Raw genomic sequence first — 25,551 nt, 5'->3', positions numbered from 1 at the left:
GAATGGACGACATGACAGACGCTTCCACCCCCGCACCGCAGACCCCCGCGGCGCCCGAGAAGGCGCCGAACGCCGGCAAGAAGGCCAAGGACCTCAACGAGGTCATCCGCTACACCCTCTGGTCGGTCTTCAAGCTGCGCGATGTCCTCCCCGAGGACCGCAGCGGCTACGCAGACGAGGTCGAGGAGCTGTTCGCGCAGCTCGCCGCCAAGGACGTGGTGGTCCGCGGCACCTACGACGTCTCCGGTCTGCGCGCCGACGCCGACCTCATGATCTGGTGGCACTCGGAGAGCTCGGACGCCCTCCAGGAGGCGTACAACCTCTTCCGCCGCACCCGCCTGGGCCGCGCGCTGGAGCCGGTCTGGTCGAACATGGCGCTGCACCGCCCCGCCGAGTTCAACAAGTCGCACATCCCGGCCTTCCTCGCCGATGAGCAGCCGCGCGCCTACGTGAGCGTCTACCCCTTCGTGCGCTCCTACGAGTGGTACCTGCTCCCCGACGAGGACCGTCGCCGGATGCTCGCCGACCACGGCAAGATGGCCCGCGGCTTCCCGGACGTGCGCGCCAACACCGTGCCGTCGTTCTCCCTCGGCGACTACGAGTGGGTGCTCGCCTTCGAGGCCGACGACCTCTACCGCATCGTCGACCTCATGCGGCATCTGCGTGGCTCCGAGGCGCGGATGCACGTCCGTGAGGAGATCCCGTTCTACACGGGGCGGCGCAAGCCGGTCGCCGAGCTGGTCGCCGGCCTGGCCTGACCCGTTCCGCACAGCGCTACGGGCCGCCCCCCGAGGGGGACGGCCCGTAGCGCCGTGCGGCGGGCGGTGCTACTTACCGGGCCGCGCGAGCTGTGCCCGGGTCGCCGTCTGGCCCGGCACCGGCTCGGCGCGCGGTGCGCAGTGCACCCGGTGTGCCGGGACCTTCCCGTGCAGCAGATAGGCCTCGGCGTAGTTGTTCACACAGCCGTTGTCGTTGAAGCCGATGCCGTGGGTGCCCGCGCCGTTCTCGGTGACCAGCGACGAGCCGGGCAGCCGCCGCTGCAGTTCCAGCGCGCCCTGGTACGGGGTCGCCGCGTCCCGCTCGGCCGCGAGCAGCAGTACCGGCGGCAGCGCGCCGGGCTCCGTGTGGACGTCGACCGGGCCGCGCCGCCCGTGCGGCACATCGTCGAGCTCGGTCGCCATGTCGTCGGCGGCGTCCAGCAGATCCTGCACGGGGCCGTCACCCGCCCGGCCGGCCGCGTCCTCGACACCGGCCGCATCCTCGACACCGGCCGCGGCCGACTGCGACTGCTCGGGCCAGAAGGCGCACGGCAGGTTCATCCAGGCGTTGTCCCAGGTCTCGAACGGCGCGATCCGCGCGATGTCGGTGTTGTCCCGGTCCCAGATCTTCCACGAGCGCGGCCAGCGCGCGTCATTGCACTCCACGGCCGTGTAGACCGCGTTGGAGTTCTCCTCGTCCTTGGCGGTGCGGTCCTGCGGCATGGCCTGGGCGATCAGCGGCTTGGGGTCGCCGTGCAGATAGCCCGCGAGCGCCTGGGCGCGCAGCGGCCAGAAGGCGTCGTTGTAGCCGGTCTTGAGGTAGGCCGACTGCAGCTGGCCGGGGCCGATCTTGCCGTTGAGCGGCTCGCGGCGCAGCCTCGCGGCGGCCTTGTCGTACGACGCCTGCACCGCCTGCTTGGAGGTGCCGAGGTGGTAGTGGTCGTCGTGCTTGGCGACCCAGCGCAGCCAGTCGCCCCACCGGCGCTCGAAGGCGATGCTCTGGTCGAGGTTGTTGCGGTACCAGACCTGCTTGGGATCGGGATTGACCACGCTGTCGAAGACCATCCGCCGGACGTGGCCGGGGAAGAGCGTCGCATAGACCGCACCGAAGTACGTCCCGTACGAGGCGCCCATGAACGTCAGCTTCTGCTCGCCGAGCGCGGCCCGCAGCATGTCCAGATCGCGGGCGTTGTTGACGGAGTTGTAGAACGGCAGGTCCGCCCCGGCCCGGCGGGCGCAGCCGCGGGCGTACGCCTTCGCCTCGGCCACCTTCTTGCGCTTGAAGGCCGCGTCCGGGTGCATCGGGCTGTCGGTGGGCGCCTTGCTGAACTCCGCGGGGTCCTGGCAGGACAGCGGCGCCGAGCGCCCGACGCCGCGCGGCGCATAGCCGACGAAGTCGTAGGCACGGGCCAGCTTCTTCCACTTGGGGAGCCCGCCGTAGAGCGGGAACTCCATGCTGGACGCGCCGGGGCCGCCCGGGTTGAAGACCAGGGAGCCCTGCCGTTCGCCGTGCGCGGTGGCCCGGATCCGGCTGACCGTGAGGTCGATCTTCTTGCCGTCGGGGCGCGCGTAGTCGAGGGGAACGGTGAGCTTGCCGCATTCGACGGACGACGGCAGATGCTCCGCCGGCGCGCATCGGCCGAAGGCGATGCGGTGCGCCACGGGCGCCGGCGGCGCGTCGGCCGTCCCCGTGGCGCCGCCCGCCGGGGCAGTGGCGAGGGCGGTCACGATCAGCGACCCGATGGTGCCGTACAACGCAAGTGCTCTCACTGGCCGTCCCTTCGTGTGTGCATACAAAAGGGATAGTTGAGGCGCCCATGGCCGATGTAAAGCACCGGATGCCGGTGTCGGACGCTATGCCCCGGAAGAGTGGAGCGCGGCGCGCAAGGTGGGGTCGGTGAGGGCGGCGGGGCCCTGCAGAGCGAGCGTGGTGAGGGAGGCGGAAGAGCCCTGGGAACCGGGCAGGCGGCGCTCGCCCGCGGCGGTGGCCCAGTCGCCGTACGGATGGAGCTCCCAGCGGGCCGCGGCCAGGGTGCCGAGGGTGAGCAGCAGCGGCAGCGCGAACCAGGCCAGGACCAGCCCGTCGTCCGCACCGGGCGGCGCCATCCAGTGGCTCGCCGCGGCGGCCAGCAGCACCAGCACGGCGGCGGCCCGTAGTTGGCGGACCGCGCTGCGGATTCCCGGGCGCGCCCCGGCGGGCAGCGCCAGCCCGGCGGACACCAGCCGGTCGGCCACCGCCCGGACCGCGTCGTCGGCGACGAGGGCCTCGCGCACCGCGGGTATCGGGCGCTGCCCCTCGGGCCCGATGGCGGTGAGGGTGGCGCGCTCGACGGCGTCCTGGCCGACCGGGTCCACGACGGTGGCCCAGCCGGTGTGGGCGAGCAGCAGCCGCCGCTGCTGGGCCATCAGCACCAGCACCACATCGGCGAGCCGGTGCGGACCGCCGGAGAGATAGGCCATCTCATACAGGGTCAGGCCCGGCTCGTGCCCGTCCTGGGCGGCCGGATCCGGGGCCGGACCGGACGCCGGCTGCCCGGCCGGTCCGGTGGTGCGGGCCGCGGCGACCGCGGTCCGGCAGACCCGTGCACAGGAGATCACCGCCGCCACCACGGCGACGAGGAGGAAGAGAAGCCACATAGCAGTGTTCTTACGGGAGGGTCCATGACAATCGCCATGGAATTTCGCCCTATGTGAGGCACCGCACTCCTCGTGCCGGGCACCGCGCCCCGCGCGGCACGGCCGGCCGCCGGTGACTGCACGTCAGCCGCCGCCGCAGCCGCCCCCGCCGCCGCAGCCCGAACCACCGCCGCAGGACGAGCCGCCACCGCTCGAACCGCCCCCGCACGACGCCCCGGCACCGCAGGACGAACCGCCGCCGCTGCCGCCCCCTGAGCCGCCGTCGGACGCGCCGCACCAGGTCGTGCCCTCGCTCCCCGAGCCGCCCCCGGAGTCGTAGGAGGACCCGCCGGATGACGAGGACCCGCCGCCCTGGGCGGCGGCCGCGGTGGCCCGCTGCGCCTCCTCCAACTGCTGCCGCAGCAGCTCGTCCACGATCAGCGCGGTGCCCCCCAGCGCCACCACCAGCGCGGCGGGCTGCCAGGAACCGCCCGCGCCGCCCTGGGAGCCGCCCGCGCCGCCCTGTGAGTCGGCCGTCCGCGCGGCGCGCAGCGCACGGGACCCCGCCTTGGTGATCCGCTGCCGGAACACCGTCCGGCACAGCGCACCCACCACCAGCCCGCCGAACAGCACCGGCGCGATCGTGAAGACCACCGGCCCGTCGTCCCCGCCGGCCCCGACGATCGCCAGCAGCACCCCGAGGAAGAAGAGCACCCCACACACCGTCATCTGCGCGCTCGCCCACCGGCGCCAGCCCCGTGCGAGCCGCGGCCGGCGCAGCAGACCGCGGGCCGCCAGCCGGTCGCCGATGCCCTGGACCGCCGGGCTGCGCATCGCCTCGCCGCGCACCGTGGCCAGCGCCCCGCCGGGCGTGCGCAGCACCGCGCCCAGCACGGCGGCCTCGACCGCGTCCCGCGCGGTGGCCCGGCGTACGGTCACCACACCCGGGCCGCCCACCGTCAGCAGGCCGTCCTCGTGCATCCCGGCGACCGCGGCGTCCACCACCCGCCCCGGGCCGCCGGCGAGGAACGCCGTCTCCCACACCTCGTGCGCCCGCGCGTCCGCCCCGCGCGCGGACGGCGTCCGCAGCCGCACCACCACCGTGCCGAGGACGAGCAGCAACGACGAGACACCGATCCCGGCATACACCCACTGCGTAAAGGACATCGCGGTCACCCCCGGCCGCTCAGGACGTCGCGCACGATGCGTGCCAGACGGGCCGCGGGCCGGGCGGACGGCGGCTTCGGGCCCGCGCGATCCCGCCACCAGCGCGTCAACTGCTGCCGCGCGGCCGGGTCTTCGGGACGGCCCTGGGCCAGCAGATACGCCGCGAAGTCCAGGGCGTCCTGCCGGTAGCCGCCGCTCATCGGCCGGTTCCGGGCGTAACCGGCGAACGCCGTGCGGTAGTTCGCGCCGAGGATTCCGGGCAGCTCGGGCGCGACCTTGGCGACGACCGCCGCGCGCTTGGCGGCCAGCGCCCGGCTCTGTACCCGCAGCCGGGCGCGGTCGAAGCCCTCGGGGGCCGGCGTCCCGGCGACCAGCGCGGACAGCAGCGCAGTCTGCGCCAGCGCCAGCCGCTGCCGCGCCACGTCGGTGCCGGCGGCCACGTTCTCGCCGGTGGCCGCACCGGTGCCGGTGGCCGCACCGGCACCCGCCTCCGGGTGCGTCCCTGCCTCCGGGTGCGTCCCCGCCTCCCGTACGGACTCAAGCCGCCTGCGCATGGCGGGCCTCCTTCAGTACGGTGCGGATCGCGTCGAGTTCACCGGCCAGCTCCCCGCCCTCGGGGAAGTCCTCATCGCGCTCCAGCAGCACACCGGGCGGAGTGGTCCGGGCACACAGCTCGGCGAGCACATCCAGCACCGGCCGGGTCACCGGATGGGCATGGCTGTCGTGCCACACCCCGTCCCGCTCCACCCCGCCCGCGACATGGACGTACGCGATGGCCTCCACCGGCAGCTCGTCGAGGGCGGCGGCCGGGTCCTCGCCCCGGTTGACGTGGTTCGTATGGAGGTTGGCGACGTCGATCAGCAGCCGCACCCCGGTCCGCTCGACCAGCTCGGACAGGAACTGCCCCTCGGTCAGCTCCTCGCCCGGCCAGCTGATGAGGGCGGCGATGTTCTCCAGGGCGAGCGGCACCGGCAGCGCGTCCTGGGCGATCCGGACGTTCTCGCAGAGCACGTCCAGCGCGTCGTAGGTGCGCGGGACGGGCAGCAGATGCCCGGCCTCCATCAGTGGCGAGGCGGTCAGCGGCCCGCCGGCCCGGACGAACGCGATGTGCTCGGTGACCAGCGGCGCGCCCAGCGCCTCGGCACGCTCGGCGAGGGCGCTCAGCCGCGCCGCGTCCGGACGGTCGGCGCCACCGAGACCGAGCGAGACGCCGTGCGGCACGACGGTCGTGCCGCGCTCGCGCAGCTGCTGCAGGGCGTGCGGCAGATGACCAGGGCAGATGTTCTCCGCCACGACCTCGACCCAGTCCACCCCCGGCAGCTCAGCGATCTCCGCGGCGATCTCCGGCCGCCAGCCGATTCCCGTACCAAGGCGCTCCATGCGCTCCATGGCTCCCCCTCTCGCTCCGTGGTCGGGGTACTCATGGCCGCGTCACGAGTGGCCGAATCCTGTACGTCCCCGGTTCAGAGGTTGATTTGAGCTTCCCGCCCGATCCGGCAGCCCCTGAAGGGCAGGCAGCCCCTGGAGGGCGGGAGTGCGCTGCTCACGCCGTCCGCAGCGCGGGGTGGTCCGCGACGACCGTGGCGGAGTTCGGCGCGACCTCCGTGAACCCCGCGTCCCGCACCACGGGCAGCCCGCTGCCGGTCAGGGCCTCCCAGGCCGCGGGCTCCGCGGACCGTACGGCCAGCGGGAAGCCCGCCGCGCGCCAGGCCGAGCGCTCCTGCTCGGACAGCTGCCACCACGCCAGCTGGGCGCCATGCCCGGCCTGTGCCATCTCCTTGCCCGCCGACATCTTCAGCTCGGGGTTGAGCCACAGCACCGGCAGACCGCCGGCCGGCGGCGCCGGCGGCTGCGGATCTTCCAGCTCCGTGCCGGAGACCTGGAGGCGCGCCAGGTCCTTCGGCCAGCCGTCCAGCGGCACCGGCGGATAGACCCGCACCTCGGCGCGGTCACCGCGGACCGTGATGCCCGGCAGCGCCTCGGCCCGCCGCCACTCCGCGCCGCGCGCCCGCCGCACCACCTTCCGGATCCGGGCGTCCTGCCAGTTCCGTACCGCCTCGGCCCACTCGCCGTCGCCCGCGGACCGCTCGTCCGACAGCAGCACCAGCACCGCCCGCGCGGCCGTCTCCAGCGCGTCCGTACGCGCCGGCGGCTCGGCCCGCTCTATCCGCGCGACCAGCGGCAGCACGAACTGCGGCGCCGCGTCCCGGTCGGTCTCCGCATGCGGGATGGGGCTGCTGGTGTCGTTGCCGGGCTGCCCGGCGGTCTCGGTGCTGATCACTCGGCCAGTCTGCCAGCCGCCACTGACAACGCCGCCGCCGACGGCCGCACGGCCGGTGCGGCCGAGCGCGCCCCTGCGCGGGCACCGGCCGGCCGCTCCGGCTACCGTCGGGGACGGCGCAGCGGCGGGGGAACGCCGAGGACGCCGGGAACATCGGAAACGCCGGGGGACGGCAGGCGTCCGCGGCGCAGGGGGACGGCGGGAGGCGGCGGGGTGCCGGAGCGGATGAGGCTGGACGGGGTGGGGCGGCGCTACGGGGTACGCGGCCCCTGGGTGCTGAGGGATGTGCACCTCGACGTGCCCGCGGGCACGCTGCTGCGCATCGAAGGGACCAACGGCAGCGGAAAGTCCACCCTGTTGCGGCTCTTCGCGGGCATCGACCACCCCAGCACCGGCCGCATCACCGGCCGCCCGCGCAGCGCGTACGTCCCCGAACGCTTCCCCGCCGCCATGCCCTTCACCGCCGTCGGCTACCTCACCCACCTCGGCCGCGTCCACGGCGTACCCGGCCGCGAAGCGACCCGTCGAGCCACCGAGTGGCTCGAACGCTTCGGCGCGGCCGGGCATGCGCGGACGCGGCTGGCCGAGCTGTCCAAGGGAACCAGCCAGAAGGTCGCGGTCGCCCAGGCGCTGCTCGCCGAGCCCGAACTCCTCATCCTGGACGAGGCCTGGACCGGTCTGGACCGCGGCGCACGCGACGTACTCGACCGCGCGGTCGCCGACCGGGTCGCGGCCGGCGGCACGGTCGTCTTCGTCGACCACGACCCACGGCGGCTGGCCGGCGCGGCCGACGCCCGCTACCGGGTCGCGGACGGGCGGCTGCTGCCCCAGGAGGAGAGCGGCCGCGCCGCCGGGGGCACGCCGCCCGTGACCGGCCCACGAGTGATCATCGAGGTGGACGGGGCACCGGATGCTCACGGCGCACAAGGCCTGCACGGCCTATACGGTCCACAAGGTCTACCGAGCCCGGCAGGGAGCGGGCAGGTCACTGGCGGGGCGTCACGTCTCCCCGGCGGACCGGAGATCGCCCCGGGGCCGGACGGTACGACCCGGCTGACGGTCGGGGCCGTCCACTCCGACGCACTGCTGCGCGCCCTGCTCACCGCCCGTCCGCCCTGGCACATCCGCTCGGTCACCCCTGCCCCCGGCTCACCCGCAACTCCCGCCACGGGACCCGCCCTTGACCCGGGTCCTGACCCACTCCGCCCCTGACGGCCGGTTCCTTCCCGTCCTGCCGCGCCATGCCCGCTTGCTTGCTTGCCTGCCTGCCCGCCCGGCCTGCCCACTTCGACTCCGCTCCGATTCCGACCCTGACGAGGCCCCTCCCATGATCGCTCTCCTCCGCTACCAGGCGGCGCTGCTCATCGGCTCGCACCGCTGGCTGCCGCCGGTCATCTGCTACGCGGCCTGGCTGGCCATCGGTGTCCAGAGCGGCGGCCCGATCCTCGACGCGTTCGGCTACGCCGCGGGCGGCCTGCTGCCCGTCGCGGTATGGCTGACCCGGGTCTGTGTCACCAACGAGCCGCCGGCCGCCCGTAATTGCGCCGCGACCGCCGCCGGGCCCGGCCGGGTGCACCTCGCGTGTGTGCTGACCGCGGCCGGCGCGGCGCTGCTGCTGGCGCTGGTCGGTACGGCGGCCGTCCTGCTGCTGTCCGACCCGCACTCCGCCGACCACCGGGTGGCCGTCCCGGTCCTGCCCGCGACCGCGGCCGGGCTGCTCGCCTCGCTGGCCTGTCTCCTGATAGGCACCGCGATCGGTGCCCTGTGCAACTGGCCGGTCCTGCGCAGCCCCGCCTGGAGCATCCCGGCAGGCCTCACCGCCGCCCTGTTCCTGCTCGTCCTGGGTGTCTCGCCCGCCAACGCCGCCGTCACGGGCCTGGTCACCGGCTCCGCCCACGGCACGATCAGCATTCCCTGGATCCCGCTCGCCCTCGCCGTGCTGATCGCGGCCGCCGCCACGGCTGCCGCCTGCGCACTCACCTCCCGCCGCAGCTGACCGGGCTGGCTGCGGGGCGCATCCTCCGCATCCGGGCCGCTTCCTCCGCATCCGGGCTGGCTGCGGGGCGCTTCCCCCGCCCCCTCCCCCTCCTCCCCCTTCGGGGGAGGGGGCGGGGGGTGGGTTCGGGGGTGGGGGGAGGCGCAGGCGTACGCTCGGCACCATGCCGGGCACCGACGCACACACGCCGACCACCCCCGCCGCGCCCGCCGAGTGCTACGCGGCCCCCGACGCCGACGCCGACGCCGACGCCGACCCGGCCGCGCCCGCCCCCGCCGCACCCGCGCCCGGACCCGCGCCCGCCGCGCCCGAGCCCGCCGCTGGACCCGCCGCCCTCAGTCCGCGCGCCGACTGCCTGCACTGCGGCCGCCCCACCGAGTACCCGGCCGACCGACCCGGCATCGTGCTCTGCCCCGTCTGCGAATGGCAGGAGGCCCAGCGCTCCGCCTGCTCGGGGTGACCGGCGCCCCGATGACCGGCGACGCGATGACCGGCGGTGCGGTTTCCCGGCGCCCCGACGACCGGCGCCCCGACGACCGACGACCCGACGACCGACGGTGCGGTGACCAGCGGTGCGGTGACCAGCAACGCGGCCGTGCCGTGACCAGCGACGCGGTGACCAGCAACGCGGCCGTGCCGTGACCAGCGACGCGGTGACCAGCGACGCGACGCCGCGGTACCGGCCCTCAGTGATGCCAGGGCCCGGTCACCGCGAACGTCGTCCCCGGCGTATAGCAGTTGACGTACATCGTGCGGTGGTCGGGCGAGAAGGTCACGCCCGCGAATTCGCCCCACTCCGGCTTCTCGGGGGTGCCGATGTTCTGGCGGCCGCGCGCCATCGCATAGACCTCGCCGTGCCGGGTGAGGCCGAAGACGTGCTGCGCGCCCTCGCCGTCCTCGCAGACCATCAGGCCGCCGCTGGGCGCGAGGCAGATGTTGTCGGGGGACTCGCCGGGCAGTTGCAGATCGCTGCCGGGGCCGAAGACGACGACCTGGGTGAGGCGCCGCCTCTTGGGGTCGTACTTCCAGACCTGGCCGTAGTGGTCCGCCGCCGAACCGTCTTTGCGGTGCGCGAAGCTGGAGACGAAGTAGACGCAGGAGCCGCCCCAGTAGCAGCCCTCCAGCTTCTGGGCGTGGGTGATGCCGCGGGGGCCGAAGTCCTGGAAGCGCAGGGGCGTGTGGCGGGCGAGCGGATCGGGGACGTCCACCCACTCGACGTGGTCGAAGGCCGTTCCGGGCTCCTGGATGGTGGAGAGGTCCGGCACCCCGGGGACGCGCAGTGCCTGCAGCCGCCCGCCCGCCCGGAGCGAACCCCGGCCGCCCAGCGGCTGCTTCGGCAGAAAGCGGTAGAACAGGCCGAAGGGCTTGTCGAAGGCGTCCTCGGTCTCGTAGACCGTGCCGGTGCCGGGGTCCACCGCAATCGCCTCGTGCTGGAAGCGCCCCATCGCGGTCAGCGGGACGGCTCCGGTGCGCCGCGGGTCGTACGGATCGACCTCGAAGATGAACCCGTGGTCCTTGGTGTAGTTCTCCTCACCGGCCCGGAGTTCGGTCTCCTCGCAGGTCAGCCAGGTGTTCCAGGGCGTGGGGCCGCCCGCGCAGTTGGTGGAGGTACCGGCGATGCCGACCCGTTCGGAGCGTACGCCGTTGTCCCGGTCGAGCCCCAGGACCGTACAGCCGCCCTCGCCACCGGGGTCGTAGGTCAGCTCGCGCACCCGGGGGACGGCGGAGCGGGAGCCCGTACGGTTCTCGTGGTTGCGGACGAGATAGGTGCCGCCGTGGCCACCGGGGAACGCGGCCATGCCGTCGCAGTTGCCGGGTACCCTGCCCTCCCCTGAGGGCAGCGGGTCGCCCTCCCTGGACAGGACCGTGTACCGGAAGCCCTTGGGGAGGTCGAGCAGACCGTCCGGGTCGGGGACCAGCGGCCCGTAGCCCCGTCGTCCCATGCTCCGGGCGGTCGCGGTCCCGGCGAATATCTCCGTGAGGTTCCCGGTGAAGGCGAGGGACACTCCCAGCGCACCGGCCCTCGCCAGCATCTGACGTCGTGTCGCAGACATGGGCAACTCCCTGTTGGCGGACAGGTGATGTGACCCGCTCGTGTGTACCACGCACCCGCGCCGCCGGGAACCCGGCTGCGAGGGCCGGTCACTCTTCCCGTTCCGCCGCGGGGTCCGCAGTCCGGGAGCCGGCCCGGCCGTAGTGCGCGATCAGCGGGAGGAACACCTCGTCGACCACCGCGGTGACATCGGCTTCCGAGGGAGCGCGATGGGTGATCAGCATCCCGCTGGCCACGAGGGTGATCGGAAGGGAGGCGACCCGGGCGGGGATCCGGGACGGGTCGAGCTCTCCGCGCCGGGCCGCGCGGCCGAGCACCTGCGCCATCGCGTCCCCGCCGGCCTCGCGCGAGCGCTCCGCCATGAAGTCACCCAGGTCGGTGCCGCGGGTCCGGCTGTCGGTGAGCACCTCCAGGACGGGGGTGATCGCCGACAGCCGGGTGGTGATCTGGTCGAGCAGCGCGAGGACGTCGGTGCGCAGCGCGCCGGTGTCCGGTGGCGGCGGGGGCAGTGGCGGTGTGCGGTGCCGCAGGGCGGCCAGGGCCAGATCGCGGCGCTCGGGCCAGCGCCGGTAGAGCACCGTCCGGCTGGTGTGGGCGCGGGCCGCCACGCCCTCGTACGTCAGGTCGTGGTAGCCGACGGCGAGGAGCTCCTCCCAGGCGGCGTCCAACAGGGCGGCTTCCAGTGCGGCACCCCTGCGTCGGCGCCCCGGGGGAGGCGCCGCACCGTTCACATCTTTAGGCACAGTGTGTATCTTACTCCGGGAGATAAGATACGCGACGAACCTTAAGGGGTGCCATGCGTGGCAAGGGCGTGCAGTACGACACCGGAACGTTTCCGAACGGCGACACCACGAACCCCCGGTTCACCCCCGACCTCGCGGCGCGCGACATGCGGGTCATCGCCGAGGACCTGCACTGCAACACCGTGCGCATCACCGGCGGCGACCCCGGGCGGATCAGCGCGGCGGCCGAGGCCGCGGCGGAGGCCGGGCTCGCGGTCTGGTACTCGCCGTTCCCCTGCGAGATGACGGAGGATCAGCTCCTGCCGTACTTCGTCGAGTGCGCGGACCGCGCCGAGGAACTGCGGCGCCAAGGGGCCGATGTCGTACTGGCCACCGGCTGCGAGATCAGCATCTTCAACTGCGGCTACCTGCCCGGCGAGACCTTCAACGACCGTATGGAGCCGCTGCGCGCCGCACCGGAGGTGCGGGAGAAGGCGCTCGCCGCGATCCCGGAGCCGGTCAACGCCTTCCTCGCCGAGGTGGCCAGGGCCGTCCGGCCACGGTTCGGCGGTCCGCTCAGTTACGCGTCGATCCCCATCGAGCGCATCGACTGGACGCCCTTCGACCTCGTCGGCGTCGACGCGTACCGCAGCAGCCGCAACGCCGCCACCTACCGCGAGGACCTGCGGGCGTACTTCGCGCACGGCAAGCCGGTCGTGGTCACCGAGGCCGGCTGCTGCGCCTACCGAGGAGCCGGGGACATGGGTGCGGCCGGCTGGCTCGTCGTCCGGCCGGACGGCACCGTCACGCCGGGGACCGTGCGGGACGAGGGCGAACAGGTCCGCTACATGGACGACTTGCTGCCGCTCTTCGAGGAGGAGGGGGTCGACACGGCCTTCTGGTTCAGCTTCGTGTGCTACGCCCTGCCGCACCGGAAGGATCCGCTCCGGGACGCGGACCTCGGGTCGTACGGCATCGTCAAGGTGCTGGACGAGGAGCGCGGCGCCGCCGTGCCCTGGGAGCCGAAGGAGGCGTTCCACGCCCTGGCCCGGCACTACGGGAAGCCGTCGGACACGCCCTAGCCCTCCCGGTGGATCGGCCTTGCAGGGCCCGGAGCGCCCCTACGGCGCCTCGCCGGCGACCAGCGGCTTGGCGTCGCGCGCCAGGGCCGTCAGGCGGGAGATCGCCCGGAAGTACTTCTTGCGGTAGCCGCCGCGCAGCATCTCGTCGCTGAACAGCTCGCCGAAGGCCTTGCCGGAGGCCAGTACGGGCACCTCGCGGTCGTAGAGCCGGTCCGCGAGGACCACCAGGCGCAGCGCGGTGGACTGGTCGGGGACCGCCTGGACGTCGGTGAGGCAGACCGCCTCGATGCCGTCGCACATCGCGCCGTAGCGGCTGGGGTGCACCTTCGACAGGTGTTCCAGCAGGGAGGGGAAGTCGTCGAGCGAGGCACCGGGCGTGCGGTACGCGGTGCGGGTGACGGTCTCGTCGTCGTACGGGGCGGGGGCCTCGGGCAGGCCGCGGTGGCGGTAGTCCTCGCCGTCGATCCGCAGCGGGCGGAAGTGCGCGCTCAGGCCCTGGATCTCGCGCAGGAAGTCGGCGGCCGCGAACCGGCCCTCGCCGAGCTTGCCGGGCAGCGTGTTGGAGGTCGCGGCCAGCGCCACTCCGGCGTCCACCAGTTTGCTGAGCAGGCTGGAGACCAGCACCGTGTCGCCGGGGTCGTCCAGCTCGAACTCGTCGATGCACAGCAGCTTGTGGTCGCTGAGCGTGTGGACGGTCTGCTGGAAGCCGAGCGCGCCGACGAGGTTGGTCAGCTCGACGAAGGTGCCGAAGGCCTTGCGTTCGGCCGGGGCGGGGGCGGCGTGCCACAGGGAGGCGAGCAGGTGGGTCTTGCCGACGCCGTAGCCGCCGTCCAGATAGACGCCGCGCGGGCCCTTGGGGGCCGCCGGCTTCCGGGCGAACCAGCGCCGCTTGGCGGTGCCCGCGCCGGCCCCGGCGTCGATGCCGTCCGCGAAGTCGCTCAGGACCTGGACGGCCTCGGCCTGGCTGGGCTGCCGGGAGTCCGGGATGTACGTGTCGAAGCGGGCGCCCTGGAAGCGCGGCGGCGGCACCATCTCGGCAACCAGGCGGTCGGCCGGGACGTGCGGTGCGCGGGCGGTGAGCGCGGCGGGCGCCGCGTCGTCCCCGTCGGCCGGCGGTCCGGCTATCGGGTCGGGCTGCGGGGAAGAGGGCTGGGAAGGCGACACAGCCGTCCAGCCTATCTCCTCGGCGGTATCCGCCGGTCCGCCGGGCGAGGCATGTCACACTGCCGCCATGCGACGCCTGTACCCCCTCCTCGCCCCGCCCGCACCCGCTCCCGGCAGCGAGAACTCCGCGGCGGCGCCGGCCGGTCCCGCCGACCGGGAGTGGACCCTGGACGAGCTGGCCGAGGCCTATGCGTATCCGGAGCCGGACGATCCGGCGCGTGCGGAGGGCGGCGGCTGGCTGCGCGCCAACATGGTGTCGTCGATGGACGGCGCGGCCCATCACGAGGGCCGTTCGCAGCCGCTCTCCGGCGATGCCGACATGCGGATCTTCGGGGTGCTGCGGGCCCTCGCGGATGCCGTGGTGGTGGGCGCAGAAACGGTCCGGCAGGAGGGCTACCGGCCGGCCCGCGCCCGGGAGGCGTTCGCCGCCCGCCGGGCCGCCGCCGGTCAGGCCCCGGCACCCGCCATCGCCGTGGTCACCGCCGGTCTCGGGCTGGACTTCGGTCTGCCCCTGTTCACCGAGCCGGTGGTCCCCACCGTCGTGCTGACCGGTGCGGGCGCGCCGGCCGACCGGGTGGCGCGGGCGCGGGCGGCGGGCGCCGAGGTGCTGTTCGCCGGCGAGGGTCTGGGCGTCGACCCGGCCAGGGTGGCCGGGGTGCTGGCCGAACGGGGGCACACCCGGCTGCTCACGGAGGGCGGACCGCGGCTGCTGGGGCAGTTCGCGGCGGCCGGTGCGCTGGACGAGATGTGTCTGACGCTGGCTCCGGTGGTCGCCGTGGGCGATGCGCCGAGGATCATGAACGGACCCGCCGTCCCGGTTCCCGAGCGGTTCGCCCTGGCGTCCGTATTGGAGGAGGCCGGGTTCCTGTTCACTCGCTACCGTCGGTCCTGACAATCGGCGGAATTATCTGTTCCGCTTAGCTTCCTTTGGGCACACTAAAAGCCAACGGTCCCGTGTGGCGACGGGGCAGGATGGTTTCTGTCGGGCACCGCGCACTGCGGCGCCCCGAAGAGAAGAAGGGCGTCCGTCGTGTTCACGAGCGTATTGATGATCGAGAAGCCTCTGACGCCCGCCGACGTGGAGTTTGTGACCACCCTGCACGGCGATGACCCGATCTCGTTCGTCGTCCTGATGCAGCCGCGCGGCAAACAGGACGTACTGCTGCGGGCCATCGACGACGTCGCCCTCGGCGAGTTCGACGACGCCGTACGGGAGGGCGCACCGGGCGGCAGCGCGGCGGAGGCCCCCGCCGACCTCGCCCTGTCCCACACCGTGCAGGCGCTGCGCGAGGCGGGCGCCGAGGCCGTCGGACAGGTGGTCGAGGACCATCCGCTGGACCTGCTGCGCTCCGTCGTCGACGAGACCGGCGCGGACGAGGTGATCGTGCTGACCACCCCGCACTTCGTCGAGGAGTTCTTCCACCGCGACTGGGCCTCCCGGGCCCGCCACAAGGTGGGCGTCCCGGTGCTCAAGCTCTTCTCGCACGCGGCGGACGATCAGCCGCAAGGGTCCGCCTGACCGCTCGTGCCCCGCGCGGCCTGTCCGGCCCTGACGCACCGGACGCACCGGACGCCCGGCCCTTGCCACCCGGTTGGCGTATCGGAGTTCCGCGTCGGCGTACTGGCGTGCCGTGTCGGCGTACGGGGCGGCCGCGCCGCGTACCTGGCGGCCGCACCGCCTACCGGCTGGACCGCACGGCGTACGGCCCGGCCGACGCCGCCACGGAGGCCGTCAGGCGCGGACGCCGACCCGTGGACGCAGCCGCCCGTCCCGTACCTCCGCGATCTCGTCCGCCGCGTCCAGATGCGCGGGATCGTGGGTCACCAGCACCGTCGCGGTGGCGCGCTCATGGGTGAGCGCGAGCAGCAGGTCGAGGACCTCGGCGCCACGGTCGTGGTCCAGTGCGCTGGTCGGCTCGTCCACCAGGAGCACGGCGGGATCGTTCATCAGCGCCCGCGCGATGTTGATCCGCTGCCGCTGCCCGCCCGACAGCTGATGCGGGCGCCGGTGGGCCTGCCCGTCCAGGCCGACCGCCGCCAGCAGCTCCAGCGCCCGGGAACGCGCCTTACGGGGTGAGCGGCCGTCCAGATGGGCCATCACCTGGAGCTGCTCGGCGGCGGTCAGCGAGGGCAGCAGATTCGGCTGCTGAAAGACCGTGCCGATGGTGGTGCGGCGCAGCGCGGTCAGCTCGCCGCGGCCGAGACCGGTGGTGTCCGTGCCGTCGATCACCACCCGCCCCCGGTCCGGGCCGATCAGCGTCGCGGCGACCGCGAGCAGGCTGGACTTCCCGGACCCGGACGGCCCGATCACCGCGGTCAGGCACCCGGCGGGCACGGACAGCGAGACCTCGTCCAGTGCGGTCAGGGTGTCCGCGCCGTCGGGGTAGGTGAGGGTCACATCGGTCAGTTCGAGGCTCATCGGGCACTTCCCAGGGCGGTCAGCGGGTCTACGGACGTGATGCGGCGGATGGACAGCGCGGCGCCGACGGCACCCAGCGCGATCATGATCAGGGCCGGGATCAGCACGGTGGACGGATCGAGCACGAACGGCACCGCGCCGCCGATCCCGGCACCCACGCCCGCCGCCACGGCGGTGCCCAGGCCCGTACCGATCACCAGCAGGACGACGGCCTGGCCGAGCGCGTCCCGCAGCAGATAGCGGGTCGAGGCGCCCAGCGCCTTCAGCACGGCGACATCGCCGCTGCGCTGGATCGTCCACACCGTGAAGAACGCGCCGATGACCAGCGCGGAGATGGCGAACAGAAAGCCGCGCATCAGCTGCAGCGACCCGTTCTCGGCGGAGTACGAGCCGATGGCCCGCAGCGCGTCGTCGGGGGTGACGGTCCTGGTGCCGTACCTCTCGTCGGCCGCCGTCAGATCGGCGCTCCCGTTGGTGGACAGGGCGAGCACGGTCGCCCCCGGGGCGGCGCCGGAGTCGCGGACTCCGCCCGCCAGCCCCCGCCAGTCGTCCAGCGCCGTCCAGACCACCGGAGTGTGGCTGTACATCGCCGTGCCCGACACCGCCGCGACACGGAACGTCCGCCCGCCCAGCGTCAGCGACGCCCCGGCCCGCACACCGAGCGACGAGGCGGCCTTCTCGGACAGCACCACGGAGCCCTCGCCCACCCGCCCGGCGGCCGGACCCAGCCGCGAACCGGGACGTACCCCGAACGCCGACACCGCCGCCGTCCGCCCGCCCGCACCGGCCTTCGCCGTGGCGATCCCCAGCGGCTCGGCCGACCGCACGCCCGGGACCCGCGCCCAGTCCCGTACGGTGCGCTCCGGCAGCCGCGAGTCGCCGAAGGTGACGCCGTCGTCCCCGGCGGGCGCGGAGAACACCAGACGGTCGGCGGGCAGCGCGGTGATCGCCGAGGTGTTCTCCCGGCCCAGGCCCGCGGTCAGGCCGGACAGCAGACCCACCAGCACCGTGATCAGCACGATGACGGTGCCCATCAGGGCGAACCGCCCCTTGGCGAATCTCAGGTCTCTCCAGGCGACGAACACCGGCTTTGCCATCCTCGGATCCGGGCGCCGGACCCACTGCCCGGCGGCTGGTCCCACCGTCGCCTCCCGGACGGGGCCCGGACATCGCGCCACGGAGTGGTTCACCGGCATCGAAAGGTGCGCGGCGGGATCAACCCTTTGATTGATGCCGCAGGTGAGGGCCGCCCTTAGCCTGGAGAGGCCGTGACCGAAGAAGCCGTGACCGACCCCTCCCTCAGCCCCGTAGTGCGGGCCCTGCGCAGCTGCCTGCACCTGATGGTGGCCGCGCTGCTCGGGCTCGCCGCCGCCCGCGCGGTCGCCGACCGGGCGCCCCACGCCCCCGCCGTCATCGCCACCGCCGTCGCCCTGTGCGCCGTGTACGCGATCGGCCCCCGGCTGCCCCGCCTCCGCAGCTCCACCGGCGCCGCCGCCCTCTGGCTCGGCGCCGTGGGCCTGATCTGGCTGGTGCTGCTCGCCCTCACCCCGGACGGCGTATGGCTGGCCTTCCCGCTCTTCTTCGTCCAGCTGCACCTGCTGCCGCTGCGCTGGGCGCTGCCCGCCGTCGCGGCCACCACCCTCTTCGCCATCGCCGGATTCGGATGGCACACCCACACCCTGACCGTCGGCACGGTGCTCGGGCCCGCCCTGGGGGCCGCCGTCGCCGTCGCGGTCGTCCTCGGCTACCAGGCCCTCTACCGGGAGAGCGAACAGCGCCGCCGCCTCATCGAGGAGCTGACCGCGGCCCGCAGCGAACTCGCCGCCGCCGAACACGCCGCCGGAGTGCTCGCCGAGCGCGAACGCCTCGCCCGTGAGATCCACGACACCCTCGCCCAGGGCCTGTCCAGCATCCAGCTGCTGCTGCGGGCCGCCGAACGCGCCCTGCCGCAGCGGCCCGGAACCGCCCTCGGCCACGTCCGGCAGGCCCGCACGGCCGCCGTCGGCAACCTCGCCGAGGCACGCCGCTTCGTGCGCGCGCTCAGCCCGCCCGACCTGGAGGCGGGATCGCTGCCCGCCGCCCTGGAGCGGCTCTGCGCCACCACCGCCCGTACGTCCGGACTCGCCGTGCACTGCCAGGTCTCCGGCGCGCCCACCGCCCTGCCCACCCCGCACGAGGTCGCGCTGCTGCGCATCGCCCAGTCCGCGCTCGCCAACACCGTCCAGCACGCCGCCGCCGACCGCGTCGAGCTGACCCTCAGCTACATGGACACCGAGGTCGCCCTGGACGTCGTCGACGACGGCGCCGGGTTCGTCCCCGCCGAGGTCCCCGCACCGGGCTCCGCGGCGGCCTCCGGCACCGGCTTCGGCCTCGCCGCGATGCGCGCCCGGGCCCGCGCCCTGCAGGGCACCCTCGCCGTCGAGTCCGCCCCCGGGGAGGGCACCGCCATCGCCGTCACCCTGCCCTGCCCCGCAGCGCCCACCGCCCCGGAGGCCGCCTCGTGACCACCACGGACACCCCCATCCGGCTGCTGCTCGCCGACGACCACCCCGTCGTACGCGCCGGACTGCGGGCCGTCCTGGAGACCGAACCGGACTTCGAGATCGTCGCCGACGTCGCCACCGCGGAGCAGGCCGTCGAGCTCGCCGCGCGGCGCGATCTCGACGTGGTCCTCATGGACCTCCAGTTCGGCGGCCGGATGCTCGGCTCCCAGGCCACCGCCGCGATCGCCGCCCGCCCCGGTGCCCCGCGGGTCCTGATCCTCACCACATACGACACCGACGCCGACATCCTCGCCGCCATCGAGGCCGGCGCCACCGGCTACCTCCTCAAGGACGCCCCGCCGGAGGAACTGGCCGCCGCCGTGCGCACCGCCGCCGCCGGCAAGTCCGCGCTCGCGCCCACCATCGCACTGCGCCTGATGGACCGGATGCGCACCCCCGCCACCGCGCTCTCCCGCCGCGAGACCGAGGTCCTCCAGCTCGTCGCCGACGGCCTCTCGAACGCCGCGATCAGCAAACAGCTCTTCCTCAGCCAGGCGACCGTCAAGTCCCACCTCGTCCACATCTACGCCAAGCTGGGCGTGGACTCCCGCACCTCCGCGGTCGCCGCCGCCACCGCACAGGGCCTGATCCGCCGCTGACCGCCGCTGACCGGCCCCGCGGACGGCCGACCGCCCCCGGCCGGGGTCCGCGGACCGTCGCTGTCAGTGCCGGGTGCGAGAATCATCGACAGCACGACAGAACGACAGCAGCACCGCTCGCGATGATCGACGATCAGGGAGACGCACCATGGCACCCGCCATCCCAGCCTCGATGGACCGACCGCACTTCATCGGCATCGGCGGAGCCGGCATGTCGGGCATCGCCAAGATCCTCGCGCAGCGCGGCGCCCAGGTGGCGGGCAGCGACGCCAAGGACTCCGCGACCGCCCAGGCCCTGCGCGCCCTCGGCGCCACGGTCCACATCGGCCATGCCGCCGAGCATCTGGCGGCCGACGCCACCAGCGTCGTGGTCTCCTCCGCGATCCGCCCCGACAACCCCGAGCTCGCCGCCGCCCACGAGCGCGGCATCCCCGTCGTGCACCGCTCCGACGCCCTCGCCTCCCTCATGGACGGGCTGCGCCCCATCGCGGTGGCCGGCACACACGGCAAGACGACGACCACCTCCATGCTCGCCGTCTCCCTCGGCGCCCTCGGCCTCAAGCCGTCCTACGCCATCGGCGGCGACCTCGACGCCCCCGGCTCCAACGCCGAGCACGGCTCCGGCGAGATCTTCGTCGCCGAGGCCGACGAAAGCGACCGCAGCTTCCACAAGTACGCGCCCGAGGTCGCCATCGTCCTCAACGTCGAGCTGGACCACCACGCCAACTACGCCTCGATGGACGAGATCTACGAGTCCTTCGAGACCTTCGTCGGCCGCATCCGCCCGGGCGGCACCCTGGTCATCAGCGCCGACCACCCCGGCGCCCGCGAGCTGACCGACAGGATCTCCGGCCGCTACGACATCGAGGTCGTCACCTACGGCGAGTCCCCGGACGCCGACGTCCGCGTCCTCAAGGTCAACCCCCGAGGCCTGACCAGCGACGTCACGGTCGCCCTGACCAGCGGCAAGATCCTCACCTTCACCGTCTCCGTCCCCGGCCGGCACTACGCCCACAACGCCGTCGCCGCCCTGGCCGCCGGCGTCGCCCTGGACCTGCCGCCGCACAACCTCGCCTCCGCCCTCGGCAAGTACACCGGCGTCAAGCGCCGCCTCCAGCTCAAGGGCGAGGCCGCCGGCGTCCAGGTCATCGACTCCTACGCCCACCACCCCACGGAGATGACCGCGGACCTGGAGGCCATCCGGGGCGCCGTGGCCGAGGACTCCCGGGTGCTGGTCGTCTTCCAGCCCCACCTCTTCTCCCGCACCCAGGAGCTGGGCGCCGAGATGGGCCAGTCCCTCGCCCTCGCCGACGCCTCCGTCGTCCTGGACATCTACCCGGCCCGCGAGGACCCGATCCCCGGCGTCACCAGCTCCCTGATCATCGACGCCGCGCGAGCCGCCGGCGCCGACGTCACCCCCGAGAGCGACCAGGCCGCCATCCCGGATGTGATCGCCGGAATGGCCAGGCCCGGTGACCTTGTTCTCACCATGGGCGCGGGCGATGTGACCGACCTCGGCCCCGCCATCCTGACCCGCCTGGGCAGCTGAGCCAAGGAGGCACCCCAGATGCCGTACGAGATCGACAAGCCCGACGAGCAGTGGCGCGCGGAGCTGACCCCCGCCGAATACCAGGTCCTCCGCCAGGCCGGCACCGAGCCCGCCTTCGTCGGCGAGTACACCGACACCAAGACCGCCGGTGTCTACTCCTGCCGCGCCTGCGGCGCCGAACTCTTCCGCTCCGACACCAAGTTCGAAAGCCACTGCGGCTGGCCGTCCTTCTACGACCCCAAGGACTCCGAGGCGGTCGAGCTCGTAGAGGACCGCTCACACGGCATGGTCCGCACCGAAGTCCGCTGCACCCGCTGCGGCTCCCACCTCGGCCATGTCTTCGCAGGCGAGGGCTATCCGACACCGACGGACCAGCGGTACTGCATCAACTCGATCTCGTTGCGGCTGATCCCTGGCGAGAGTTGATACGCCCGCTTGGTAGGTGCGTCACACGCTGACGTCGAGAGGGCTCAAAGTGAGCTCCCATCGCGCGTAGCTTCTTAGTCTGGTGCTTGCCTAGGGGGCGCCCTCGTCCGGCGCTGGTGCAGGCGCTTGACGGCGCTGATGGGTGACGCATCGGAACCGCACTGGGGTGAAGCTGCCAGTGAAGAAGAAGGCACGGATGCCATGAACGTCTGGGTGGCGCTGGGCGGCGCAAGCAGCCTGTGGTGACGGACTGTGAGAGTTTGCTCTGTTTTTTGGGATCCATCGTTCGGAGTCGGTCGCTGTACATGGGGCAGGCCCAGCTCTGCTAGAAAGCAACCGTGAACTCGGCCCTATCTCCCTCCCAGCTTCAGCTTCTGCGGCATCTCGCGCTCTCAGAGATGCCGTACCCGGATTCGGACGGCTTTGCGTCAGCAGCCCGGGGCTTGGACGAATCGAGCGTCCAGGACGACGCGAGAGTGCTCAGCTGGATGGGGTTGGTGGCCGTGACTGGCGACCACCTCGCCATCACCCCACCAGGGAGAGCCGCTTACTTCGAGGCCGAGTGCTCTGAGCTGTCAGCTCGTCTGGCTGAAGTGAACGTTTTTGCCGACGAGATTGAGCGGCGCTCGCCTTCGCTTGCCGCTGAGCTTCACGCGCTCCGCCAGATTGCGGAGGGAGTATGGAGCGTGGACGAGGCGACGGAGTATGTCGAGCGCCGAGCAGAGCTGCAGTGACCGCGGGCTACTCCTTATTGTCATCCAGGGTGAGATGCACCCGGCGACGGGGTTTGCGGGCTTTCGTTGGAACCGGCAGGATCCCGACGGCTCCGAGGTCAGATGCGGTGATCACAGGGCCGGCCAGAACCTGGTCAAGCAGGTCTTTTTGGGCCGGAGCTAGTTCGGTAAGCCGCCGGATCACGGAGAGCAGTTCCATGAGCTCCCGCGACCATTCGCTAGGCCAGGTGGCGACGTGCAGGTCGTCCAACGGGCTGGTCTTTCGGCTGTTGGGCTTGGCTTTGCGGTAGCCGAACCACTTCTTCACGATCTGCATTCCGCCGACGTCGTAGTTCCACACATCGGCAGGAACCGGACTGAACTGGCCGGGGCCCAGGTGGAGCGTCTGGGTAATCTCGGCGTACTTGATTTCGTCTGGTACTGCTCGCCCCACAGCCTGGTCGTAGCGGATGCGGCGTGGGTCGCCTTGTGGGTAGAGGACGTCTTCAGCTGGCCTGCCGTCGTCGGGGGCGATGTAACGCTGACCGTACGTTGAGGCCCAGAGAAGCTGTGAGCCCAGGCGAACGGCCTTGTCCCAGAGCTGCGGGTCGCGAGTGATCGGCAGCCGCACGCCCGGGGTGAGAAGCTCCTCAGTGAACTGCTTGGTGAATCCGGCATGCCCGGTGACGGCGATCACGTACGCGGCCAGTTCGTGCACCGTGACCTGGGAAACGCCGAGCTCGGTGGCGAGGTGGGAGAGCAGCCGGGGATGCACATTGGACGTGCCATCAGGGTGCAGAATCGGCAGCACCTTGCCGCCCCGCCCGTTGAAGTGATGGGTGTCCGGGATCAGCGCGGTGGCGATGACTGCCGGCCCGGTGCTGATCTCATGCGAGGACTGCTGGTTGAGGAACAGCTGGTTCGGCTGCTGGCGGGCCTCCCACAGGTCAGGCCGAGCCCTGTCGATAACGCGGCTGTCTGCGATGAGCCACTGACGGTCGAAGCTGCGTAAGGCGATGCGTATCAGGTTGGGCGTCAGCTCTGTTTCGTCCCCGATTACCTGATGGTGCTCGGGCTGGCCGGGCAATGATGCCCGTTTGGTGCGAAGCGAGCGGTCACTCGTCTCCTTCAGCAACTCCGCCTTCTCGATCTGATCTTCCTCGTGGATAAGGCGTGCCCAGCGTTGCTGCAGGACCTCTCGAGCTGGGCCGTTGACCCACGAGCGATTGGCCGTGACGCCCAGGCTCCCCCAGGTGAAGAGATCATCAAGGGCCGGAAAATCTCCCCATCCAGTTTCGGTGTTCGGACGGAACGGGAGGGTGCCATTGGGGTGTGTGTCCTGCCAGCCGTCGTCGTCGAGCTGGATCTCTTTGAGCTGACGGTATTTGACGTTTCTCTTGCCGTGCACGGTGCGGTAGTGGATCCGAGCGGGTTTCTGGGGATCCTTACCTCCGCTGCGGACGAAGATGCAGATTGCGAGCGGCTGGGCAACACCGGGAAAGATTCGGCTGGCGACGTCCGGGCGATGACCCTCCGGGGACAGGTCGATGATCCAGCCCTCGTCGCAGGTCCGCCGCAAGTAGTCGCGCATGCCACGCCCACCGGGCCCGGTGGTGAAACCGGAGGGTGTGATGAAGCAGACGACGCCTTGCTGGTCCTGGGGGTGGGTGTCGAAGACCTTCCACGTTGCCCATCGCCAGAAGTAGATGTAGAGATTCTTCAGAACATGCTCGTATCGCCCGTTTCCGGGCCACTTGAAGTTCTCAATCGGCGCAAGGCCGTGTGCGGGTGTGCCGCTCTCGATCCATCCACCGCGGCCCTTCGCTTTGTCGTCATAGGGCGGATTGCCGATCGCGACGGTGACCGGTGTGCTGGCCTTCACCTGGTTTGCCCGCTTGCGTGATTCGGAGATCACCCCGTACGTCGATGCGAGGTGCTCCTCCGCGACATAAGGGTTGTCGAGCGTGTCGGTGACGAACAGCTGCATCCCTTCGGCTGGTGGTACCGCGCGGTGTCGTTTGAGGAGATCCGAGGTCCGAAGCTCGGCGACGGCAAAGGGGCCCATCTGCAGCTCGAAGCCGATGAGACGTCGCGCCAAGTCACTTATGGCGTCGGGTGTTGCGCCGGGGCCGATGTTGTCCGCGGCCCAAGCGGCGACGTGTTCGATGATTGCGTGGAGGTAAGTGCCTGTCCCCATCGCCGGGTCGACGATGCGCACATCCGGGTTTGCGTATCCTTCCGTGCGGCCCAGGCGGGTGCGGAGTACGTCTTCCGTCAGTCGCACCATCTCCTCGACTACCTCGCGAGGGGTGTAGTACGAACCGCTCTGCTGGCGCAGCTTTTCGTCGTACACCTCCAAGAACGACTCGTACAGGTGGAGGTAGGCATCGCGTCGTCCTTTGCGAATCGCTTCCCAGTCGATTGCGTCGATCACCTGGATGAGCAGGTCGAGGGTCACCTCGAAGCTTTCGGTGATGTTGTCGGTGAGAAGCTGCAGCGCCTTGCCCATCAAGGCATGTCCTGCATCGAGCCGTCTGCCCACCTCGTGCAGCCCGACCCCCGTCAGTGAGATGTTCTCGGTGCGGGCCAGCAACAGCGCGAAGGTCACCGCCTGCGCATACCCGTCGGCGAAGGTCGCATCATCCGCTGTCGGAAAGAGCAGCTTTCGCCAGTCCTTCTTCAACCCTGTGAATCGCAGATCCTGCGGCCGCGCACCCGCAGCCGAGTCGCGGCCTTCGTGCTCCAGCTGCTCAAGGACAGCCGCGCGCAACAGCCTGCACAGCGGCGCGGTGCGCCGGACAAGAACGGAGACCTGGCGGATCCGTTCGGGGACCCAGTGCAGGAAGGTCATCAGGAGGCTGTTGAAGGCATCAAGGTCACGGGCTGCCAACGCGCGACCCGCGGTGGCTAACTCGCCGTCGAAGACAACCGGGTCGCCGACCAGCGTGCCGGTACGGAAGAGTCGCCACTCTGTGCCATTGGTGTAGAGCACATTCGGCAGATCGCGCAGGCGCTCCCACTGTCTCTTGTTGCGGCCTGTGAACTTCTCCGGATCAACAGATTGACCCGGGCGCTTAACCTCGACATAGCCGACGATCGAACCGTGTACTTCGACGGCGTAGTCCGGGCGAACTCCCACCTCGCGTAATGGCGCCTCGGAATGCCACAGAACGCCATCCAAGGCGTCGTGAGTGCCCACGACCTCTAAGAGCCTTTGAAGCGGAGGCCGAATGGCCGCCTCTTGTTCGCCAGGCCCGTTCACCATCGCCTTGCATGAATCCCCGAAGCTCGATACGGCCTCAGCGAGCCATGCGAGTCGCTCCTGCGCCACTGCCGCCCCCCAGCGCTTGCCGATTACGACGATGGAGTATGCCAGGCGGCAGACTAATGTGACCAGTCGTCAATTATCGCTTGACTGCGAGCAGTCCACGTAGAGAACGCTTGTTCGTGTCTGTCTGAGTGC

At 72.0% G+C, this 25,551-nt stretch carries 23 protein-coding genes and 1 pseudogene; 13 read left to right on the top strand and 11 right to left on the bottom strand.

Annotation, left to right across the window (positions count from 1 at the left end; translation table 11 throughout):
• Positions 1–2: 2 nt before the first annotated feature.
• Positions 3–758 carry a hydrogen peroxide-dependent heme synthase gene (hemQ, locus tag ACWD6P_RS06040; protein WP_451442815.1) on the top strand — a complete coding sequence of 252 codons (756 nt, stop codon included), beginning with the start codon at positions 3–5 and terminating at the stop codon, positions 756–758.
• A gap of 69 nt (positions 759–827) precedes the next feature.
• Here the strand turns inward: hemQ and ACWD6P_RS06035 are convergent, their stop codons facing one another.
• From ACWD6P_RS06035 to ACWD6P_RS06015, 5 genes and pseudogenes are all read right to left on the bottom strand, one after another.
• Entirely contained in the window at positions 828–2,528 is a 1,701-nt protein-coding gene (locus ACWD6P_RS06035) for an alpha/beta hydrolase (protein ID WP_451442814.1), read from the bottom strand.
• 84 nt (positions 2,529–2,612) lie between these two features.
• The gene (locus ACWD6P_RS06030) at positions 2,613–3,395 is read right to left on the bottom strand and encodes a TIGR04222 domain-containing membrane protein (protein ID WP_451442813.1); all 783 of its coding nucleotides are present in this window, start codon (positions 3,393–3,395) and stop codon (positions 2,613–2,615) included.
• A gap of 123 nt (positions 3,396–3,518) precedes the next feature.
• Positions 3,519–4,541, bottom strand: a complete 1,023-nt coding sequence (locus tag ACWD6P_RS06025; RefSeq protein WP_451442812.1) for a TIGR04222 domain-containing membrane protein — start codon at positions 4,539–4,541, stop codon at positions 3,519–3,521.
• Between the two features lie 5 nt (positions 4,542–4,546).
• Positions 4,547–5,921: pseudogene (locus ACWD6P_RS06020) on the bottom strand (DUF692 domain-containing protein).
• A gap of 163 nt (positions 5,922–6,084) precedes the next feature.
• Positions 6,085–6,771, bottom strand: coding sequence for an aminoacyl-tRNA hydrolase (locus tag ACWD6P_RS06015; protein ID WP_451442833.1), 687 nt, complete (start codon positions 6,769–6,771; stop codon positions 6,085–6,087).
• 276 nt (positions 6,772–7,047) lie between these two features.
• Between ACWD6P_RS06015 and ACWD6P_RS06010 the strand changes: the two genes are divergently transcribed.
• From ACWD6P_RS06010 to ACWD6P_RS05995, 4 genes are all read left to right on the top strand, one after another.
• Positions 7,048–8,034 carry an ATP-binding cassette domain-containing protein gene (locus ACWD6P_RS06010; protein ID WP_451442811.1) on the top strand — a complete coding sequence of 329 codons (987 nt, stop codon included), beginning with the start codon at positions 7,048–7,050 and terminating at the stop codon, positions 8,032–8,034.
• 115 nt (positions 8,035–8,149) lie between these two features.
• The gene (locus tag ACWD6P_RS06005; protein ID WP_451442810.1) at positions 8,150–8,818 is read left to right on the top strand and encodes an ABC transporter; all 669 of its coding nucleotides are present in this window, start codon (positions 8,150–8,152) and stop codon (positions 8,816–8,818) included.
• Positions 8,819–8,981: 163 nt separating this feature from the next.
• A complete protein-coding gene (locus tag ACWD6P_RS06000) occupies positions 8,982–9,278 on the top strand; it encodes a hypothetical protein (protein WP_451442834.1) in 297 nt (98 codons plus the stop codon).
• Positions 9,275–9,460: a hypothetical protein gene (locus tag ACWD6P_RS05995; protein ID WP_451442809.1), complete on the top strand. Its 186-nt coding sequence runs from the start codon at positions 9,275–9,277 to the stop codon at positions 9,458–9,460. Before ACWD6P_RS06000 ends, ACWD6P_RS05995 begins: the two co-directional genes overlap by 4 nt.
• Before the next feature lie 44 nt (positions 9,461–9,504).
• Here the strand turns inward: ACWD6P_RS05995 and ACWD6P_RS05990 are convergent, their stop codons facing one another.
• Together ACWD6P_RS05990 and ACWD6P_RS05985 are read right to left on the bottom strand one after the other, a co-directional pair.
• Positions 9,505–10,872, bottom strand: coding sequence for an alkaline phosphatase PhoX (locus ACWD6P_RS05990; RefSeq protein WP_451442808.1), 1,368 nt, complete (start codon positions 10,870–10,872; stop codon positions 9,505–9,507).
• Between the two features lie 88 nt (positions 10,873–10,960).
• Positions 10,961–11,614 carry a TetR/AcrR family transcriptional regulator C-terminal ligand-binding domain-containing protein gene (locus ACWD6P_RS05985; protein WP_451442807.1) on the bottom strand — a complete coding sequence of 218 codons (654 nt, stop codon included), beginning with the start codon at positions 11,612–11,614 and terminating at the stop codon, positions 10,961–10,963.
• A 53-nt stretch (positions 11,615–11,667) separates the two neighbouring features.
• Here ACWD6P_RS05985 and ACWD6P_RS05980 point away from each other — a divergent pair, with 53 nt between their 5' ends.
• Entirely contained in the window at positions 11,668–12,675 is a 1,008-nt protein-coding gene (locus tag ACWD6P_RS05980; protein ID WP_451442806.1) for a hypothetical protein, read from the top strand.
• 39 nt (positions 12,676–12,714) lie between these two features.
• Here the strand turns inward: ACWD6P_RS05980 and zapE are convergent, their stop codons facing one another.
• Positions 12,715–13,839, bottom strand: a complete 1,125-nt coding sequence (zapE, locus tag ACWD6P_RS05975) for a cell division protein ZapE (RefSeq protein WP_451442805.1) — start codon at positions 13,837–13,839, stop codon at positions 12,715–12,717.
• A 67-nt stretch (positions 13,840–13,906) separates the two neighbouring features.
• On the opposite strand from zapE, the gene ACWD6P_RS05970 reads away from it, so the two are divergent.
• Both ACWD6P_RS05970 and ACWD6P_RS05965 read left to right on the top strand, forming a co-directional pair.
• Positions 13,907–14,731, top strand: coding sequence for a pyrimidine reductase family protein (locus tag ACWD6P_RS05970; protein WP_451442804.1), 825 nt, complete (start codon positions 13,907–13,909; stop codon positions 14,729–14,731).
• A gap of 156 nt (positions 14,732–14,887) precedes the next feature.
• Positions 14,888–15,358 carry an indole-3-glycerol phosphate synthase gene (locus ACWD6P_RS05965; protein WP_451442803.1) on the top strand — a complete coding sequence of 157 codons (471 nt, stop codon included), beginning with the start codon at positions 14,888–14,890 and terminating at the stop codon, positions 15,356–15,358.
• A 213-nt stretch (positions 15,359–15,571) separates the two neighbouring features.
• On the opposite strand, the gene ACWD6P_RS05960 is transcribed toward ACWD6P_RS05965, so the two are convergent.
• Together ACWD6P_RS05960 and ACWD6P_RS05955 are read right to left on the bottom strand one after the other, a co-directional pair.
• Positions 15,572–16,258 (bottom strand): ABC transporter ATP-binding protein, encoded by a 687-nt coding sequence (locus ACWD6P_RS05960; protein WP_451442802.1) that lies wholly within the window; start codon positions 16,256–16,258, stop codon positions 15,572–15,574.
• Positions 16,255–17,343, bottom strand: coding sequence for an ABC transporter permease (locus ACWD6P_RS05955; RefSeq protein ID WP_451442832.1), 1,089 nt, complete (start codon positions 17,341–17,343; stop codon positions 16,255–16,257). Before ACWD6P_RS05955 ends, ACWD6P_RS05960 begins: the two co-directional genes overlap by 4 nt.
• Positions 17,344–17,526: 183 nt before the next feature.
• On the opposite strand from ACWD6P_RS05955, the gene ACWD6P_RS05950 reads away from it, so the two are divergent.
• From ACWD6P_RS05950 to ACWD6P_RS05930, 5 genes are all read left to right on the top strand, one after another.
• A complete protein-coding gene (locus ACWD6P_RS05950; RefSeq protein WP_451442801.1) occupies positions 17,527–18,762 on the top strand; it encodes a sensor histidine kinase in 1,236 nt (411 codons plus the stop codon).
• A complete protein-coding gene (locus ACWD6P_RS05945; protein WP_451442800.1) occupies positions 18,759–19,400 on the top strand; it encodes a response regulator in 642 nt (213 codons plus the stop codon). Before ACWD6P_RS05950 ends, ACWD6P_RS05945 begins: the two co-directional genes overlap by 4 nt.
• Before the next feature lie 148 nt (positions 19,401–19,548).
• A complete protein-coding gene (murC, locus tag ACWD6P_RS05940; protein ID WP_451442799.1) occupies positions 19,549–20,949 on the top strand; it encodes a UDP-N-acetylmuramate--L-alanine ligase in 1,401 nt (466 codons plus the stop codon).
• A gap of 18 nt (positions 20,950–20,967) precedes the next feature.
• A complete protein-coding gene (gene msrB, locus ACWD6P_RS05935) occupies positions 20,968–21,375 on the top strand; it encodes a peptide-methionine (R)-S-oxide reductase MsrB (RefSeq protein WP_451442798.1) in 408 nt (135 codons plus the stop codon).
• A 338-nt stretch (positions 21,376–21,713) separates the two neighbouring features.
• Positions 21,714–22,109: a hypothetical protein gene (locus tag ACWD6P_RS05930; protein WP_451442797.1), complete on the top strand. Its 396-nt coding sequence runs from the start codon at positions 21,714–21,716 to the stop codon at positions 22,107–22,109.
• A 7-nt stretch (positions 22,110–22,116) separates the two neighbouring features.
• Here the strand turns inward: ACWD6P_RS05930 and ACWD6P_RS05925 are convergent, their stop codons facing one another.
• Positions 22,117–25,287 (bottom strand): type ISP restriction/modification enzyme, encoded by a 3,171-nt coding sequence (locus ACWD6P_RS05925; protein WP_451442796.1) that lies wholly within the window; start codon positions 25,285–25,287, stop codon positions 22,117–22,119.
• Between the last annotated feature and the right edge of the window lie 264 nt (positions 25,288–25,551).

Source organism: Streptomyces sp. NPDC002446, from assembly GCF_053595675.1.
This window is presented reverse-complemented; position numbering and strand designations above follow the sequence as displayed.